The 13,758-nt window shown below is 51.5% G+C and carries 19 protein-coding genes; 12 read left to right on the top strand and 7 right to left on the bottom strand.

Annotated features, from left to right (window positions below):
* Position 1: 1 nt before the first annotated feature.
* Genes AC5E51_RS11025 through AC5E51_RS11065 form a run of 9 tightly spaced genes read left to right on the top strand, consistent with a single transcriptional unit; the run spans position 2 to position 5,627 of the window.
* Entirely contained in the window at positions 2-652 is a 651-nt protein-coding gene (locus tag AC5E51_RS11025) for a riboflavin synthase (RefSeq protein WP_068443999.1), read from the top strand.
* 12 nt (positions 653-664) lie between these two features.
* Positions 665-1,780 carry a bifunctional 3,4-dihydroxy-2-butanone-4-phosphate synthase/GTP cyclohydrolase II gene (gene ribBA / locus AC5E51_RS11030; RefSeq protein ID WP_068444002.1) on the top strand — a complete coding sequence of 372 codons (1,116 nt, stop codon included), beginning with the start codon at positions 665-667 and terminating at the stop codon, positions 1,778-1,780.
* A 20-nt stretch (positions 1,781-1,800) separates the two neighbouring features.
* Positions 1,801-2,277 (top strand): 6,7-dimethyl-8-ribityllumazine synthase, encoded by a 477-nt coding sequence (ribH, locus tag AC5E51_RS11035; RefSeq protein ID WP_068444005.1) that lies wholly within the window; start codon positions 1,801-1,803, stop codon positions 2,275-2,277.
* A gap of 5 nt (positions 2,278-2,282) precedes the next feature.
* Positions 2,283-2,744, top strand: coding sequence for a transcription antitermination factor NusB (gene nusB / locus AC5E51_RS11040; RefSeq protein ID WP_068444007.1), 462 nt, complete (start codon positions 2,283-2,285; stop codon positions 2,742-2,744).
* A gap of 3 nt (positions 2,745-2,747) precedes the next feature.
* Positions 2,748-3,701 carry a thiamine-phosphate kinase gene (thiL, locus tag AC5E51_RS11045; protein ID WP_068444010.1) on the top strand — a complete coding sequence of 318 codons (954 nt, stop codon included), beginning with the start codon at positions 2,748-2,750 and terminating at the stop codon, positions 3,699-3,701.
* 32 nt (positions 3,702-3,733) lie between these two features.
* Positions 3,734-4,453, top strand: a complete 720-nt coding sequence (locus AC5E51_RS11050) for an SIMPL domain-containing protein (RefSeq protein ID WP_068444013.1) — start codon at positions 3,734-3,736, stop codon at positions 4,451-4,453.
* A gap of 22 nt (positions 4,454-4,475) precedes the next feature.
* Positions 4,476-4,718, top strand: a complete 243-nt coding sequence (locus AC5E51_RS11055; protein WP_068444016.1) for a DUF1653 domain-containing protein — start codon at positions 4,476-4,478, stop codon at positions 4,716-4,718.
* A complete protein-coding gene (gene ybaK / locus AC5E51_RS11060; RefSeq protein WP_068441419.1) occupies positions 4,715-5,191 on the top strand; it encodes a Cys-tRNA(Pro) deacylase in 477 nt (158 codons plus the stop codon). The genes AC5E51_RS11055 and ybaK overlap by 4 nt, the downstream gene beginning before the upstream one ends.
* Positions 5,192-5,222: 31 nt before the next feature.
* Positions 5,223-5,627 carry a hypothetical protein gene (locus AC5E51_RS11065; protein ID WP_068441421.1) on the top strand — a complete coding sequence of 135 codons (405 nt, stop codon included), beginning with the start codon at positions 5,223-5,225 and terminating at the stop codon, positions 5,625-5,627.
* Here AC5E51_RS11065 and AC5E51_RS11070 read toward each other — a convergent pair.
* The gene (locus AC5E51_RS11070; RefSeq protein ID WP_068444021.1) at positions 5,615-7,039 is read right to left on the bottom strand and encodes a class II fumarate hydratase; all 1,425 of its coding nucleotides are present in this window, start codon (positions 7,037-7,039) and stop codon (positions 5,615-5,617) included. The two genes, AC5E51_RS11065 and AC5E51_RS11070, sit on opposite strands and share 13 nt — an antisense overlap.
* 52 nt (positions 7,040-7,091) lie before the next feature.
* Positions 7,092-7,499, bottom strand: coding sequence for a winged helix-turn-helix transcriptional regulator (locus AC5E51_RS11075; protein WP_068435490.1), 408 nt, complete (start codon positions 7,497-7,499; stop codon positions 7,092-7,094).
* 92 nt (positions 7,500-7,591) lie between these two features.
* On the opposite strand from AC5E51_RS11075, the gene AC5E51_RS11080 reads away from it, so the two are divergent.
* A complete protein-coding gene (locus AC5E51_RS11080; protein ID WP_068444022.1) occupies positions 7,592-8,449 on the top strand; it encodes an SDR family oxidoreductase in 858 nt (285 codons plus the stop codon).
* A 56-nt stretch (positions 8,450-8,505) separates the two neighbouring features.
* Here AC5E51_RS11080 and AC5E51_RS11085 read toward each other — a convergent pair whose 3' ends face one another.
* The 5 genes from AC5E51_RS11085 to AC5E51_RS11105 form a co-directional block, all read right to left on the bottom strand.
* Positions 8,506-8,823: a type II toxin-antitoxin system RelE/ParE family toxin gene (locus AC5E51_RS11085; protein ID WP_301376724.1), complete on the bottom strand. Its 318-nt coding sequence runs from the start codon at positions 8,821-8,823 to the stop codon at positions 8,506-8,508.
* Positions 8,811-9,068, bottom strand: a complete 258-nt coding sequence (locus AC5E51_RS11090; RefSeq protein WP_301376725.1) for a type II toxin-antitoxin system Phd/YefM family antitoxin — start codon at positions 9,066-9,068, stop codon at positions 8,811-8,813. Before AC5E51_RS11090 ends, AC5E51_RS11085 begins: the two co-directional genes overlap by 13 nt.
* A 36-nt stretch (positions 9,069-9,104) precedes the next feature.
* Complete coding sequence (locus AC5E51_RS11095) at positions 9,105-9,623, bottom strand: hypothetical protein (protein ID WP_301376726.1); 519 nt, start codon at positions 9,621-9,623, stop codon at positions 9,105-9,107.
* A 75-nt stretch (positions 9,624-9,698) separates the two neighbouring features.
* Positions 9,699-10,562 carry an SDR family NAD(P)-dependent oxidoreductase gene (locus AC5E51_RS11100; RefSeq protein WP_301376727.1) on the bottom strand — a complete coding sequence of 288 codons (864 nt, stop codon included), beginning with the start codon at positions 10,560-10,562 and terminating at the stop codon, positions 9,699-9,701.
* Between the two features lie 159 nt (positions 10,563-10,721).
* Positions 10,722-12,179: a flavin-containing monooxygenase gene (locus tag AC5E51_RS11105; protein WP_491227774.1), complete on the bottom strand. Its 1,458-nt coding sequence runs from the start codon at positions 12,177-12,179 to the stop codon at positions 10,722-10,724.
* Positions 12,180-12,257: 78 nt separating this feature from the next.
* Between AC5E51_RS11105 and AC5E51_RS11110 the strand changes: the two genes are divergently transcribed.
* Positions 12,258-12,923: a TetR/AcrR family transcriptional regulator gene (locus tag AC5E51_RS11110; protein WP_491778597.1), complete on the top strand. Its 666-nt coding sequence runs from the start codon at positions 12,258-12,260 to the stop codon at positions 12,921-12,923.
* Positions 12,920-13,648: a TrmH family RNA methyltransferase gene (locus AC5E51_RS11115; RefSeq protein ID WP_491778598.1), complete on the top strand. Its 729-nt coding sequence runs from the start codon at positions 12,920-12,922 to the stop codon at positions 13,646-13,648. The genes AC5E51_RS11110 and AC5E51_RS11115 overlap by 4 nt, the downstream gene beginning before the upstream one ends.
* The last annotated feature ends 110 nt before the right edge of the window (positions 13,649-13,758 follow it).

Genomic DNA, 13,758 nt, shown 5'->3' on the forward strand with positions numbered 1-13,758 from the left:
CGTGTTTACCGGTATTATTGAAGCAGTGGGTAAAATAGCCAGTACCCGATCTGAGCAAGGCGATCTGCGCCTACGGATCAATACGGGCAGCCTGGATCTGAGCGATGTAAAGCTCGGCGACAGCATTGCAACCAATGGTGTCTGCCTGACCGTTGTTGCCGCCCATGCCGATGGCTTTGAAGCCGATGTATCACGGGAGTCTCTGGCTCACACACGTATAGCGCAATGGGCACCGGGCACACGCGTGAACCTTGAGAAAGCGATGCTGCCTACGACCCGTATGGGCGGCCATATTGTCAGCGGTCATGTCGACGGCGTTGGTGTTGTCCGCGGACGCAGAGCTGATGCGCGCTCAATCCGCTTTGACGTCGAAGTCCCGGCCGACTTGCGTCGCTATATCGCCGCTAAAGGCTCAGTGACCGTGGAGGGTGTCAGCCTGACAACCAACGCGCTGACTGCAACCGGATTTGAATTGAACATTGTGCCACATACGGCGCAGGAAACGACTCTGGCCGACCTGGAAGCCGGATCAGAAGTGCACCTGGAGGTCGATGTGATTGCACGCTACCTCGAGCAGCTTCTGGGACAAAAAACACACGATGAAAGTCGCCTGACTCCAGCGTTTCTCGCTGAGAATGGCTTCTGGAAGTAACCGGGAAATATTATGGCTCTGAACAGTATCGAAGAAATTATTGCCGATATCCGCGATGGTAAGATGGTTATCCTGATGGATGACGAAGATCGCGAAAACGAAGGCGATATCATTGTAGCGTCCGAGAAAGTCACCCCCGACATCATCAACTTTATGGCAACAGAGGCGCGTGGTCTGATCTGCCTGACTCTGACGGGTGAACGCTGTGACTATCTGGGTCTGCCATCGATGGTTGCGGGCAACGGTGCTAAGTTCTCTACCCCCTTCACCGTCTCTATCGAAGCGGCAGAAGGCGTTACCACTGGTATTTCAGCAGCAGACCGTGCAGCAACTATCCTCGCCGCTGTAAACCCGATGGGCAAGCCAGATGACATCGTCCAGCCAGGTCATATCTTCCCACTGCGAGCGCGCCCGGGCGGTGTACTGAGCCGTGCTGGTCATACCGAAGCAGGCTGCGACCTCGCTCGCCTGGCTGGCCTGATTCCATCGGCAGCCATTGTTGAAGTCATGAACGCCGATGGCACCATGGCCCGCCGCCCTGACCTCGAAGTCTTCGCAGAAAAACACGGCCTGAAGATCGGCACTATTGCCGACCTGATTCAGTACCGTATGGCGAACGAAAAAACCATCGAGGTCGTCTCTGAAGACAAAGCACACACAGAGTTTGGTGACTTCAACCTCATTACCTTCCGCGACACGATTCAGAACGAAACGCACCTTGCCCTGACGATGGGTGATATCCAGCCGGAAGAACCGACTCTGGTTCGCGTTCAGACCAATAATATGATCCGTGACGTTCTGGGCTTGCGCACCTGCGAATCTGGTAGCTGGTCCTCGACGGCAGCCCTGGAGCATATTGCGAGAGAAGGTAAAGGCGTACTGGTTCTGCTTTCAGCGGATCAGAAAGAAGACGTCAGTGCCTCTCTTGATAACTTCTTTGGCCGCGCCAAGCCTATGCGTAGCCCGAACACAGACAGCAGCGGTGCCTTCCTGACGATCGGCACTGGCTCTCAGATTCTGCGCGAACTGAACGTCCGTAAGATGAGACTGCTCAGCTCTGAAATGAAATACAGTGGCATCTCGGGTTTCGATCTCGAAATCACCGAATATCTGCCATTCAGCGAATAATTGACCGACAGGAAATCATTATGAAACACATCCGTACAATCGAAGGGAATCTGACCCCGAACGACGGCAAGTACGCCATCGTAGTTGGCCGCTGGAACGCCTTTGTTGTTGAAAGCCTGCTTGAAGGTGCTGTCGACTCTCTTACGCGCCATGGCGTTGAAGCAGACAACATCACCATTATCCGCGCACCAGGCGCAGTTGAAATTCCGCTGGTCGTGAAAAAAGCAGCAGCGTCTAGCAAATACGATGCAGTCATCGCACTAGGTGCTGTTATTCGTGGTGGTACGCCGCACTTTGAGTTTGTTGCTGGCGAATGCTCGAAAGGCCTGGCATCTGTCATGATGGAATACGATATCCCCGTTGCTTTCGGTGTTCTGACTGTCGACACCATTGAACAAGCCATCGAACGCTCTGGTACCAAGGCAGGTAACAAGGGTGAAGAAGCAGCAATGTCAGCCTTTGAAATGGTTGCACTGCTCAAAGCAATGGAGGCGTAAGGACAATGTCCCGAGCTTCTGGCCATCAGAAATCCAGCCCAGCTGCGCGCCGTAAGGCGCGCCGCTTTGCATTGCAGGCACTGTATCAATGGCAAGTGTCTGGTAGCGGTCTTGGCGACATCGAAGCCGAATTCCGCACTGACAACGACATGAGCAAAGTGGATGACGAGTATTTCCACGATATTCTTCATGGCGTGCCCAAAGAAAAGAGTGTACTGGACGAAAAAATTCAGCCGTTCCTGGATCGTCGCATCGATGAGCTGACTCCAGTAGAACTGGCGATTCTTCGCTTAGGCGCCTTTGAAATGTGCCACCGTATTGATGTGCCTTACAAGGTCGTCATTAACGAAGCCATCGAGCTGGCGAAGACCTTCGGTGCTACCGATGGTCACAAATACGTTAACGGTGTTCTCGATAAGCTGGCACAACGCGAGCGTATGGTGGAAATACGTGGCGGTAAAGGCTGACTTTTGGCGCGGTCTTCAGAGTTTGACCTGATCCGCGACTGTTTTTCTACCGGTTACCCGGCAGCGAGTGACTTGCTGCTGGGGATTGGTGACGACTGTTCCCTGATCACTCCCCCCTCCGATATGGAACTCGCCCAGAGCATTGATACTCAGGTTGCGGGTGTGCATTTTCCTGCTGATGCTCCGCCTGGCCTGATTGCTGGCCGTGCACTGCGCTGCGCCACCAGCGACCTTGCTGCTATGGGCGCTGTACCGCAAGGCTTTCATCTCGCCCTGACACTGAACAACAGCGAAGACTGGTTTCTCCGTGACCTTGCTGCTGGCCTACGCCTCACAGCTAATACGTTAAATATGCCGTTGTTAGGCGGCGATACTACGTACGGCGAACATCTGACCATTACCGTTGCTGTGCAAGGCTGGTTGCCACGAGGACTGGGCTTACGACGCGATGCCGCGCGTCCGGGTCAGGACATCTGGCTCACCGGCAAGGTCGGAGGAGCAGCACTGATACTCGACGACGTCCTCCGGGACCCGACAAGAGACGATCAGGAAACTGCCCCCTACTATCACCCCAGAGTGCACCTGTCGTTTGGGCACCTGCTGCTGAGCCTGGCCACCGCCGCCATCGATATCTCAGACGGACTGATTCAGGATACCCGCCACATAGCGAATGCTTCCGGTGTCGTGATGAATCTGGATGCTGAGAAGATACCTACCGCAGTCAATGGGGAACATCCACGCTGGCATGAATGTCTGACTGGTGGTGACGATTACCAGCTACTGTTCACCGCACCCGCCAATGCCCGCGAGCGCATTGAAGCCTGCGCATTAACGGCAGGGTTACGCGAGTGCCGGATCGTAGGTAGCGTCACTGCCGGCGACGCAGATGTCTGCGTCCACAAAAATAATGAATTACTGGTATTCAGCAAAGAAGGGTACACCCACTTCCGTAGCTGATACTGCTCAGAGATTCACACAGGACGATTGCCATGAATACTCACAACAGATTTCTTGCCGTACTGGGCACATTTCTTTTTATCATCAGCATGAGCGCCCCAGCACTCAGTGACAGCGCTTATATTGATGTCAGCGGTCAGGGGGAACTGGATGTTTATCCGGATTTCCTGACGCTTTCCGTTGAACTCAGTGCGACGGAAAAAGACGTTGTACGCGCAAAAAACAAAGTCGATGACGCTTTCGCTCAACTATCGAAAGTCGCAGAGGAACACGGCATTGCCGAAGACGATATCGAATCAGTCCGGATCAGCAATTACCCTCAATGGGAATATCAGGGCAATGGCAAACGCGAGCTGATCGGTCACCGGGTTATTCGCCCTGTTACCATCACTCTTCGTACGCTGGATAAATACGGCCCGTTTCTTGAAGAAGTCCTGATCGACGAGCGCTACCGTATTCAGAACACCAGCCTGGGCTTTGATAAGCCCGCAGAGCACGAGAGCAAAGCCCGCCGCCTGGCCTTACTGGATGCCAAAGCTAAAGCAGAAGAAATGGCGGCCACTCTGGGGCAGAAAGTGACAGGTGTACTCTGGATTCAGGAGCAGGCTGCGCACTTCCCACAGCCAGTTATGATGATGGAAAGCGCCCCGATGATGCGGTCTGCCAAAGCGGACAGCGGCAGCGGTATGAAAATTCAGGAGCAGACCATCAGCCAGCAGGTTCAGGTCCGCTTCGAGATGGAAGAAGACTGACTGAGCGAGCGAAATACCAGAGATGAGCGAAACACCCGAGATACAACCGGGTCGCTACCGCCACTATAAGGGTAGCGACTATGAAGTGTTTGGGCTGGTCCGACACAGTGAAACAGAAGAGTGGCTGGTTCATTACCGCACGCTCTACGGTGACTTCAGCCACTGGGTACGCCCCCTGACCATGTTCACAGAACAGGTGACGACGGCCGAAGGGTCACAACCGCGCTTTCGTTACATCGGCGTTTACAGCGGAGACGTCGAGTGACCCCTGCCGTAAACGCCGCGAAAAAAGGCGGCATAACATATGAGCTGCTTGAATACAGCCATGATGCTAACGCTGAAAGCTACGGTCTTGAAGCGGCTGAGAAACTCGGGCTGCCCCCAGACAGTGTTTTCAAAACATTGTTGGTCAGCCTGAGTGGCCATAAAAGCACGTTAGCTGTCGCAGTACTTCCCGTCTCAAACACCCTGAGTCTGAAATCCATCGCTAAAGCCGTGGGGGCAAAGAAAGCCGAAATGGCCGATCCTAAAGTCGCTGAGCGCACCACCGGATACGTCGTAGGAGGCATCAGCCCTCTCGGGCAAAAAAAAGCGCTTCCGACTGTGATTGACGCCTCAGCACAGGCTCTGCCACGCATTCATATCAGCGCTGGGCGCCGCGGGCTGGAAATTGCGTTACATGCTGACGATCTGGCGACATTGAGCAGAGGCATTTTCGCTAAAATTACGGCAGAATAGGCCTTTTACATCAAGGCACTCTAGGCTGTTCATGAACGCCCTGCGATTAATTCCGGTTTTACTTATCACCCTGCTGTTCACTCTGGCTGGCTGCGCGCCCCTGGACTATCAGGCCGTTCAGCTCGATTCACCCGAACAGCCTGCTCAGACCGATGGCTACATCAACAAAGAAGTCAGCGAAGGCGTGCATGTTATTGAAGTACGTCATGAGAGCTTACCAGCCATGATGCTGGCCAAAGAACGGACCCTTAGTAATCTCAAAGATATCTGGCACCGCCGGGCCTCAGAGCTCTGCAAGAAAGGTTACCAGGGAGAGCCAGAAATTATCCGCCCGGATGAAGCCAGGACAGACGAGTTCTATTGCACACTCAATGTCTGCCAGAAATACTTACTGGCTTCAGGCGTTGCCTATTGCAAAGCGACCTACGAACTCTGATCTGACTCAGTCAGTGCCTGAGGGTCCATCAGAGACTCTAACTCTTCGCGGCTCAGATCCGTCATCTCTGCCGCAACATCCAACACCGGACGCCCTTGTTGATACGCAGCCTTGGCTACCTCAGCCGCCTTCAGATAACCAATAACAGGATTAAGCGCTGTCACCAGTACCGGATTTTTTGCCAAGGGTTCAGTCACCGATGTCTCCCGTACCGTAAAGCCAAGAATTGCATCGTCGGCCAGGCTGGTCGCAGAACGACTCATTAGCTGCATACTGTCCAGCAACCTGCTCGCAAACAAGGGCAGCATCACGTTCAGCTCAAAATTACCGGACTGTCCCGCCACGGTAATTGTTGTATCGTTCCCAATCACCTGAGCACAGGCCATCGCGACGGCTTCCGGAATCACCGGGTTCACCTTACCGGGCATAATGGATGAGCCAGGTTGCAGAGCGGGCAGTTCAATCTCGCCCAACCCTGCAAGAGGCCCTGAGTTCATCCAGCGCAGGTCATTCGATATCTTCATCAAAGCAACCGCAAGAGTCTTCAGGGCCCCAGACACCGCAACCACAACATCCTGCGCTCCCATGCCCGCAAAGCGACTGTTCGCCGGATAGAAACCCTGCTCTGCCGAACTGCTGAAATCAGTGCTTATATCGCTGTTAAGGTAGGAATTCAGATAACGACATACACTTTCAGCAAAATCATCATCAGCATTCACGCCGGTACCAACAGCAGTACCACCGATCACCAGACCCTGTAATTCACTACCAGCCTCTTCAAGATTACGCATGGCGTGTTCGATCTGTGCCGACCATCCACCTAACACCTGATCGAAACGTACGGGCATCGCGTCCATCAGATGCGTACGTCCGGTTTTAGTAATATGAGCAAGCGATGCCGCCTTCTGCTCCAGAACTTCAACAAGATGAGAGAGCGCCGGCAACAGCTCTTCTGACAGCGTAATAAAGCCCGACATGTGCAAAGCGGAGGGAATCACATCATTACTGCTCTGGCTCGCATTGACATGATCATTAGGCGAAACCTCAGAGCCAAGTGACCGTGACGCCAGTGTTGCGATCACCTCGTTCGCGTTCATATTTGAACTGGTGCCCGACCCCGTCTGGAAAATATCGACGGGGAAATGGCTTATTAATGCTGGATCACTCAGTAACTGATCGACGGCTTCGACAATGGCAGTAGCCCTACCGGAATCCAGCGTCTCCAGCGAGAGGTTCGCTTCTGCCGTTGCCCGCTTCAGCGTAAGAAGTGCACGAATAAAACGTTCAGGCATTGGCTGACCTGAAATAGAAAAGTTATCAATCGCTCTTTGAGTCTGAGCGCCGTACAAAGCATCGGCAGGCACCTGCACTTCGCCCATGCTGTCACATTCGGTCCTGAATTGAGAGGCCATGTTACTGCTCCGTTTTAAATATAGAGTTTTGTCTGTCTGCAGGCTGAGGAGTTCAATTGACTGAGTCGAGACTATCCCGGGCTTCGAGTACTCTGGCAAAGTTCTCTTCAATCCAGTCAGCCAGAGCCATCACTTTTTCGGAAACCTCTTCGCCCATTGGTGTCAGGCTGTACTCTACAAAAGGCGGAACGACCGGATGGGATACCCGACTGACGAAGCCATCTTTAACAAGAGCCTGAAGTGTCTGAGCCAACATTTTCTCGCTGACGCCATCAATTTTTCGGCGCAGCTCGCTGAAACGGTGTGTGCCGGTACGCAAACCAATCAGTACCAGAACGCCCCAACGACTCGACACATGATTCAGAACATCCCTTGACGGACAGGGGGCTGCAAAGAGATCTCCGCGTTCGAAGCGTTCAGATAGCTTCGGCGACTTTTCTGTTTTTGAAGGTCCACTCATCATACTTACCTTTTGGTGCGTACTTACTAAAAGTAAGTATAGCGTCTAAAGTGGTTCCATCACACAACGAAAGCACATACGGAGTACATACAATGATTGCAATCACCGGAGCCTCAGGCCAACTCGGACGCCTTGTTATCGATGAACTGCTCACGACAACACCTGCATCAGAAATAACCGCACTGGTTAGAACCCCAGAAAGTGTCAGTGATCTCGCTGAGCGCGGGATCACCGTCCGCCAGGCTGATTACAATGAACCAGGCACGTTGATCGAAGCCCTCAAAGGCATTAAAAAATTATTGCTGATTTCCTCAAGCGAGGTGGGACAACGTGCCCAGCAACATCAGAATGTCATTAACGCTGCGAAAGAAAATGGCATAGAGCTGATTGCCTACACCAGTATTCTGCACGCAGATACCTCGCCACTCGGGCTTGCCGAAGAACACCGTGCCACCGAAGCCATGCTGTCGGAATCTGGCATTCCGTTCGCCCTGCTGCGCAATGGCTGGTACAGCGAAAACTACACAGCAGGCATTCCCGCAGCGCTTCAGCTGGGCACACTCTACGGCTGTGCAGGCGATGGTCTGATCGCGTCTGCAGCCCGAGCAGACTACGCCGCTGCTGCTGCGAAAGTATTTACCATGGACAATCAGAGTGGCAAAATTTATGAACTGTCTGGCGATAAAGCCTACACACTCGCAGAGCTGGCGGCGGAAATCAGCCAACAAACCGGGAAAGAGATCGGTTACGTCAACCTTCCTGAAGCAGACTATGCGTCAGCCCTTGAGCAAGCTGGCTTACCTGCACCACTGGCACATATGCTTGCCGATTCAGACACGGGGGCTTCACAGGGAGGTTTGTACGATAAAAGCCAGACTCTGAGCGGACTCATTGGCCGACCAACGACGCCCATCGCAGAGTCAGTGAAAGAGGCACTGAAGGGAGGTTAACCAGATCTTCATTACTCTGAGAAAGAAGGGCGCCTGCCGGGTTAAGCCAGGCGTCCTTATTCAGATCCAGCAAGAAAGCGGCGGACATCACGTTCATGGCGAAAAACATGAAGAATAAACACCTTGCTGTTCTCAACTCGGTAGAAGACACGGCAAGGGTTAACAATAACTTCGCGGTAAGGAAAACCCTCGAGTTCCAGAGGGAAACGCCCCGACTCAGGAAATTGGGCAAGACGCTCGACAACTTCAAATACACGAGACACCAGCTCACTGGCTGCCACCGGATTAGAGAGCGCTATATATTCTGCTAACGACTCAAGATCCTGAACAGCTGCCTCCGTCCAGATTACTTCAACCGGAGTTATTTCATCCATTTTAAAAGCCGGTCCTTAGCTTCACTATGAGACATAACGCGACCATCCTTAACCGCTTGCTCTCCGCGAGCGATCCCTTCAAGGATGCTCATGCGGGTCATCAACTGCTCGTAATCATCAACATCCAAAAGATACGCCGATGGCTGACCATGTTCTGTAATCAGCACAGGCTCTTTGGTTTCGTGAAGATCAGCAAGAATGCGGGTTGCCTGACGTTTCAGGCTGGTCACTAGCTCAGTTTTCATAGCTGATACTCGACAATATAAAGTATCACTATAGTATCACTTATGACGATAACGCAACCATCGAAAAATCTTATGCCACGGCGGAATAGTTACTATCGAGAGGATAATCATCAGAGGAGTAAGCCACTTTACCGCGCGATTATAATCAGTATTGATCCAGAAATAGGCGTGTCGAATCATGAGCTCATCCAGTAAGGCTTGATCATTTTTACGAATTTGTGCCACGAAGTTGTAATTTCCATCGACTGAACGACGAACTTTATCGATACATAACCTTTGACCGAGAAGTCCCTCTCTGAAAGCCTGCCATAGTCCCGCCTGAGCCGAGCGAGGCTGATTTACCACTACCTTTTTAAATGGAAAGTCACTGACGAAGTGCACGACAGGCCCATATTTACCGGCTTTTATCCTCCTGACTACTCCACATTCACTTCGTCTATCTTTCAATAACTCTTCGGATGGAGAGGGCTTTGATCCGACATTAATTAGAACAAGAATAAATAGAGGTAAATATCTCAAAAGTGAGACAACAACATCCTTGCGATAATTTTCCATTTCAAGATCCTACTGGAATAAAAAAACGCCACTGCATTTTCATGCAGTGACGCTTTTATCAGAATGCCTCAGCTATTAAGCAGTTTTGTTCTTCTTACGGTTCTGGTTTGCCTGCAGTTTCATAACCGAAACGATGACTTTCTGGTACCAGGAACCCAGAGTACGAACCATCAGGTCAAACGCAACAGCATCTGGGCCAATCAGTACGCGACGCTTGTTTTTCTTAACGCCATTGATGATGGTTTTTGCTGCTTTGTCTGGTGTGGTGATAAACAGACGCTCGAATTCTGCTTTGGAGTCATCTGCGCTTGCGCCAGTGATTTCAGACGACTTCTCGTTGAAGCGAGTCGACTGAGCAATATTGGTTTTGATACCACCTGGGTGTACACAGGTAGTACTTACACAAGAACCTGCAATATCCAGATCCTGACGCAGAGATTCGGTCAGACCGCGTACCGCGAACTTAGAAGCATTGTAGCCGCTCATCAGGGGCTGAGACGCCAGACCAAAGATACTGGAGATGTTCACAATGTGGCCTTCACCAGCGGCTTCCATGTGTGGCAGGAACGCTTTCGTGCCGTACAGTACGCCGTAGAAGTTGATGTCCATGATCCACTTATAGTCTTCAATAGACAGATCACCCACGGTACCCGCCAGAGCAACACCCGCGTTGTTGAACACCAGGTTCGCTTTACCATGGTCTGCGACAACCTGATTTGCCCATGCGTAGAAGGCGTCTTTATCAGATACGTCCAGTTTCTGGGTAGTAATCTTAACCGGATATTGTTTAAGCATCTCGGCCGTCTCAGCGAGACCTGCTTCGTTAACGTCGCTCAGTGCAACGTTACAGCCATTCTGTGCCAGGTTGATAGCCAGCGCACGGCCAATACCAGAACCTGCACCGGTTACTGCTGCGACTTTTCCGCTCAGATTTTTCATATTTTTCTCCTTCAGGCATCAGGCCGACGCCTGAAAAGTGTCTGTTGTCATACGTTTTTTATGATGGCTAAACTGTACGTTAACTCACCGTATTTCAAAGGGTGCTTTCGGCCAATATATGATCAGAAAACACCCCGCTTTGGCGTAATTTAAAATCACTCAACGCATAGTGTGATCTGCACGTTTGAAGTTTTTAGCCAGCAGCCAGAACGCCCAGCTGAACCCCGGGAACATAGCGATTACCTTGCCGCTTTTGCTCTTATACCAGGAGTTACAGCCGCCTTTTTCCCAGACGGTTTTCTTCATTTCGCTGTGAATATGATTGGTGTAGCGCTCTTCCGCCTCGGGTGTCACTTCGATCGATTTCGCATGTGCACCACGTACACGGTGAATTGCCTGCATGATGTAGTTCATCTGGGCCTCAATCACGAAAATCGCAGAAGTATGACCAATACCTGTATTCGGCCCGGTCACAATGAACAGATTCGGGAAGTCAGGAATGACTGTCCCAAGGTAAGCGCGAGGGTAATCTTCCCAAACATCACTGATCGCTTTACCACCACGGCCAACAACCGGGTAAGAGATAACGCCATCGGTTGCATCGTAGCCCGTGGAGTATACGATCAGGTCGAAATCGAGCTTTTCACCCTTCTCTGTATTGATTCCAGTTTCTGTGATTTCGTCGATACCGTCAGTTTTATCGTGCAGGAACACGTTATCGCGACAGAACGCTGGATAGAGGGTGTTCGACAGAATAATACGCTTACAACCGATCGTGTAATCAGGGGTTACTTTGGCGCGCAACTCCGGATCTTTAATCTGACGTTTGATATGTGCCAACGCTGGTTTTTGCGCTGCTGCCTTCAAGCCGGCTTCGGAGTATTTAAAACCAAGAATACGGGTTTCAAGCCCCCAATAAATACTCCAGCGCAGTAATTTGTACATCAGCTTATTTTTAAGTAGAGCACGCTGCCATGGCTTAAATTTCTTATCGTGGCGCGGCATAACCCAATGCGGAGTACGCTGAAAAACGTGCAGTTCTTTCACGTCTTTGGCGATTTCAGGAATAATCTGGGCAGCACTCGCACCACTACCAATAATGGCGACTTTTTTGTCTTTGTAGTCGTAGCTGTGGTCCCAGTCGTTGGTGTGGAACGACTTACCTTTAAAATTATCTTTACCCTTAAAGTTCGGAATAACCGGTGTACTCAATGGACCAGAGGCATTAATAATAAATTGGCTCTCGTAAACTTCGCCGTTATCGAGGTGGATATGCCAACGGCTGATGTCATCCTGCCACTCAACTTTAGCGACATTACACCCCGTGTGCGTCCGCTCACGCAGGTTGTATTTGCTGATAACAAACTCGGTGTACTCGTTCAGTTCTTTCTGATTGGCAAACATCTGCGTCCAAGGGTATGGCTCATGAGAGATGGAATACAGCGGTGACTGAACATCAACCGCAGCACCAGGATAGGTGTTCTGAGACCAGGTGCCGCCCATAAAGCTGCGACGCTCAAGGATGACGAAATCTTCGCGCCCCTGCTTGATCAGGTTAATAGCGGCGCACTGTCCACCAAAGCCGCTACCGATAATGACAATGTTGTGTTGCTGCATCTTGCTCTACCTCGTTTAGTAAACGCACGCCTGCCAATCTGACGACACACAATGTCACTTTACTTCTGACGACACGTGATGTCAAATAGCCAGATGACGTCTACCAATACCACCTCATCGGGCCGCAGTTATCGGGGTTTAACCCCAGAGCAGCGTACAGCCCAACGCCGCGAGCGCTTCGTTGAAGCCGGTCTTAACCTGTTCGGGAACGAAGGTTTTCACGCCACAACGGTCCGTAAGCTCTGCAAAGAAGCCGGCCTGACCGATCGTTACTTCTACGAAAGTTTCTCGTCCATGGAGGAATGCCTGATTGAGGTGTACGAGCGATGCTTACAGGGCATTCTTGCCCGATTGCAGAAATCACTCACAAATATCGAAGGCACGATCTTCCCCGAAGAACTGATCCGCAACCTCCTGAACGATTTTTTCGTCGAAATGGAAGATCCCAGAGTAGCCAAAGTCTGTATGTTTGAGGCCGAAGGGGTCAGTGATTACATGCATGGCCTGTACAATGACTATATACGCCGCTTCGTTATGATTCTGATGGGCGCATCCAGGGCCTACGTGAAAGAATGGCCGCTTAACACGGAAGAGACAGAAGTCCTCGGTAATGCAATCGTTGGTGGTATTATTCAGGCCACTCGCAACTGGGCCGTCAATGACTATCACCTGAGCCGCGAATCATTAGTGAACGGTATCATGGTTATTTTCAAGGGCTCTCAGCTTCTCTTAGGCGAAAAATGAAACTCGAAGACATTCGCAAGCTGCATCAGAAAAAATATCGTCAGCTCCACCAGAAGTTTCTGGTCGAAGGCGAGCACCTGATTCTGGAGCTCGAGCGAGCTGGTGCTGATAACCTAGTACTGGTAAGGAATACGATCCTGTACGTGACTGAGCAGCACAAAGACTGGCCAGCGCCCTTCGAGAAGAAAGTCATCAGCAATAAGCAGATGTCTCAGTTATCGGACACGAAATCACCGCAAGGTATGGTCGCCGTTGTGAATATGGCAGACCTGTCTCCAGCGTCAGCGCCAGAGCTTAAGTCTGTTTACCTTCACGAAATTCAGGACCCGGGGAATCTGGGCACCATTATCCGCACTCTGGGCTGGTTTGGTGGTTTCCGTCTGCTGCTCAGCCCGAACAGCGTTGATCCATATAACCCGAAGGTGGTTCGTTCCAGTATGGGCGCCATCTTTCATGTTCCCATGGAATTTGATGTCGACCTGATGTCTCTGCCCCACCGCTTCCGTAATATCGCTACGTTGGATATGCATGGAGAGCACATGAGTCACTCTTCATTCAGAGGCTGCGACTGCTACGTATTCGGCAATGAAGCCAGAGGCGTACCCCGCGAAGCACTCGATACGATTGATCCGCATACCTTTACAATCAACGGCTGTGGCGCCATCGAATCTCTGAATCTTGCAACAGCGGTTAATATGGCGGCGTACGAGATCAACCGTCTCTGACTCTTTACAGTTTTATCTGATCATAATCCGCCCGACGGCGTTGCCCATTTCCGGTACTTGAGGGACAATAGCGCCCCTTTTTCGGCTGCCCCTGATGATGGTTGCCGACA

This window comes from Thalassolituus sp. (genome assembly GCF_984348125.1).

What these genes read in the sequence shown, in the direction of transcription:
- ribBA (WP_068444002.1), top strand. Translation starts at nt 665, where the DNA reads ATGGCTCTGAACAGTATCGAAGAAATTATTGCCGATATCCGCGATGGT.
- ribH (WP_068444005.1), top strand. Translation starts at nt 1,801, where the DNA reads ATGAAACACATCCGTACAATCGAAGGGAATCTGACCCCGAACGACGGC.
- nusB (WP_068444007.1), top strand. Translation starts at nt 2,283, where the DNA reads ATGTCCCGAGCTTCTGGCCATCAGAAATCCAGCCCAGCTGCGCGCCGT.
- AC5E51_RS11050 (WP_068444013.1), top strand. Translation starts at nt 3,734, where the DNA reads ATGAATACTCACAACAGATTTCTTGCCGTACTGGGCACATTTCTTTTT.
- AC5E51_RS11055 (WP_068444016.1), top strand. Translation starts at nt 4,476, where the DNA reads ATGAGCGAAACACCCGAGATACAACCGGGTCGCTACCGCCACTATAAG.
- AC5E51_RS11065 (WP_068441421.1), top strand. Translation starts at nt 5,223, where the DNA reads ATGAACGCCCTGCGATTAATTCCGGTTTTACTTATCACCCTGCTGTTC.
- AC5E51_RS11070 (WP_068444021.1), bottom strand. Translation starts at nt 7,039, where the DNA reads ATGGCCTCTCAATTCAGGACCGAATGTGACAGCATGGGCGAAGTGCAG.
- AC5E51_RS11075 (WP_068435490.1), bottom strand. Translation starts at nt 7,499, where the DNA reads ATGAGTGGACCTTCAAAAACAGAAAAGTCGCCGAAGCTATCTGAACGC.
- AC5E51_RS11080 (WP_068444022.1), top strand. Translation starts at nt 7,592, where the DNA reads ATGATTGCAATCACCGGAGCCTCAGGCCAACTCGGACGCCTTGTTATC.
- AC5E51_RS11085 (WP_301376724.1), bottom strand. Translation starts at nt 8,823, where the DNA reads ATGGATGAAATAACTCCGGTTGAAGTAATCTGGACGGAGGCAGCTGTT.
- AC5E51_RS11090 (WP_301376725.1), bottom strand. Translation starts at nt 9,068, where the DNA reads ATGAAAACTGAGCTAGTGACCAGCCTGAAACGTCAGGCAACCCGCATT.
- AC5E51_RS11095 (WP_301376726.1), bottom strand. Translation starts at nt 9,623, where the DNA reads ATGGAAAATTATCGCAAGGATGTTGTTGTCTCACTTTTGAGATATTTA.
- AC5E51_RS11100 (WP_301376727.1), bottom strand. Translation starts at nt 10,562, where the DNA reads ATGAAAAATCTGAGCGGAAAAGTCGCAGCAGTAACCGGTGCAGGTTCT.
- AC5E51_RS11105 (WP_491227774.1), bottom strand. Translation starts at nt 12,179, where the DNA reads ATGCAGCAACACAACATTGTCATTATCGGTAGCGGCTTTGGTGGACAG.
- AC5E51_RS11110 (WP_491778597.1), top strand. Translation starts at nt 12,258, where the DNA reads ATGTCAAATAGCCAGATGACGTCTACCAATACCACCTCATCGGGCCGC.
- AC5E51_RS11115 (WP_491778598.1), top strand. Translation starts at nt 12,920, where the DNA reads ATGAAACTCGAAGACATTCGCAAGCTGCATCAGAAAAAATATCGTCAG.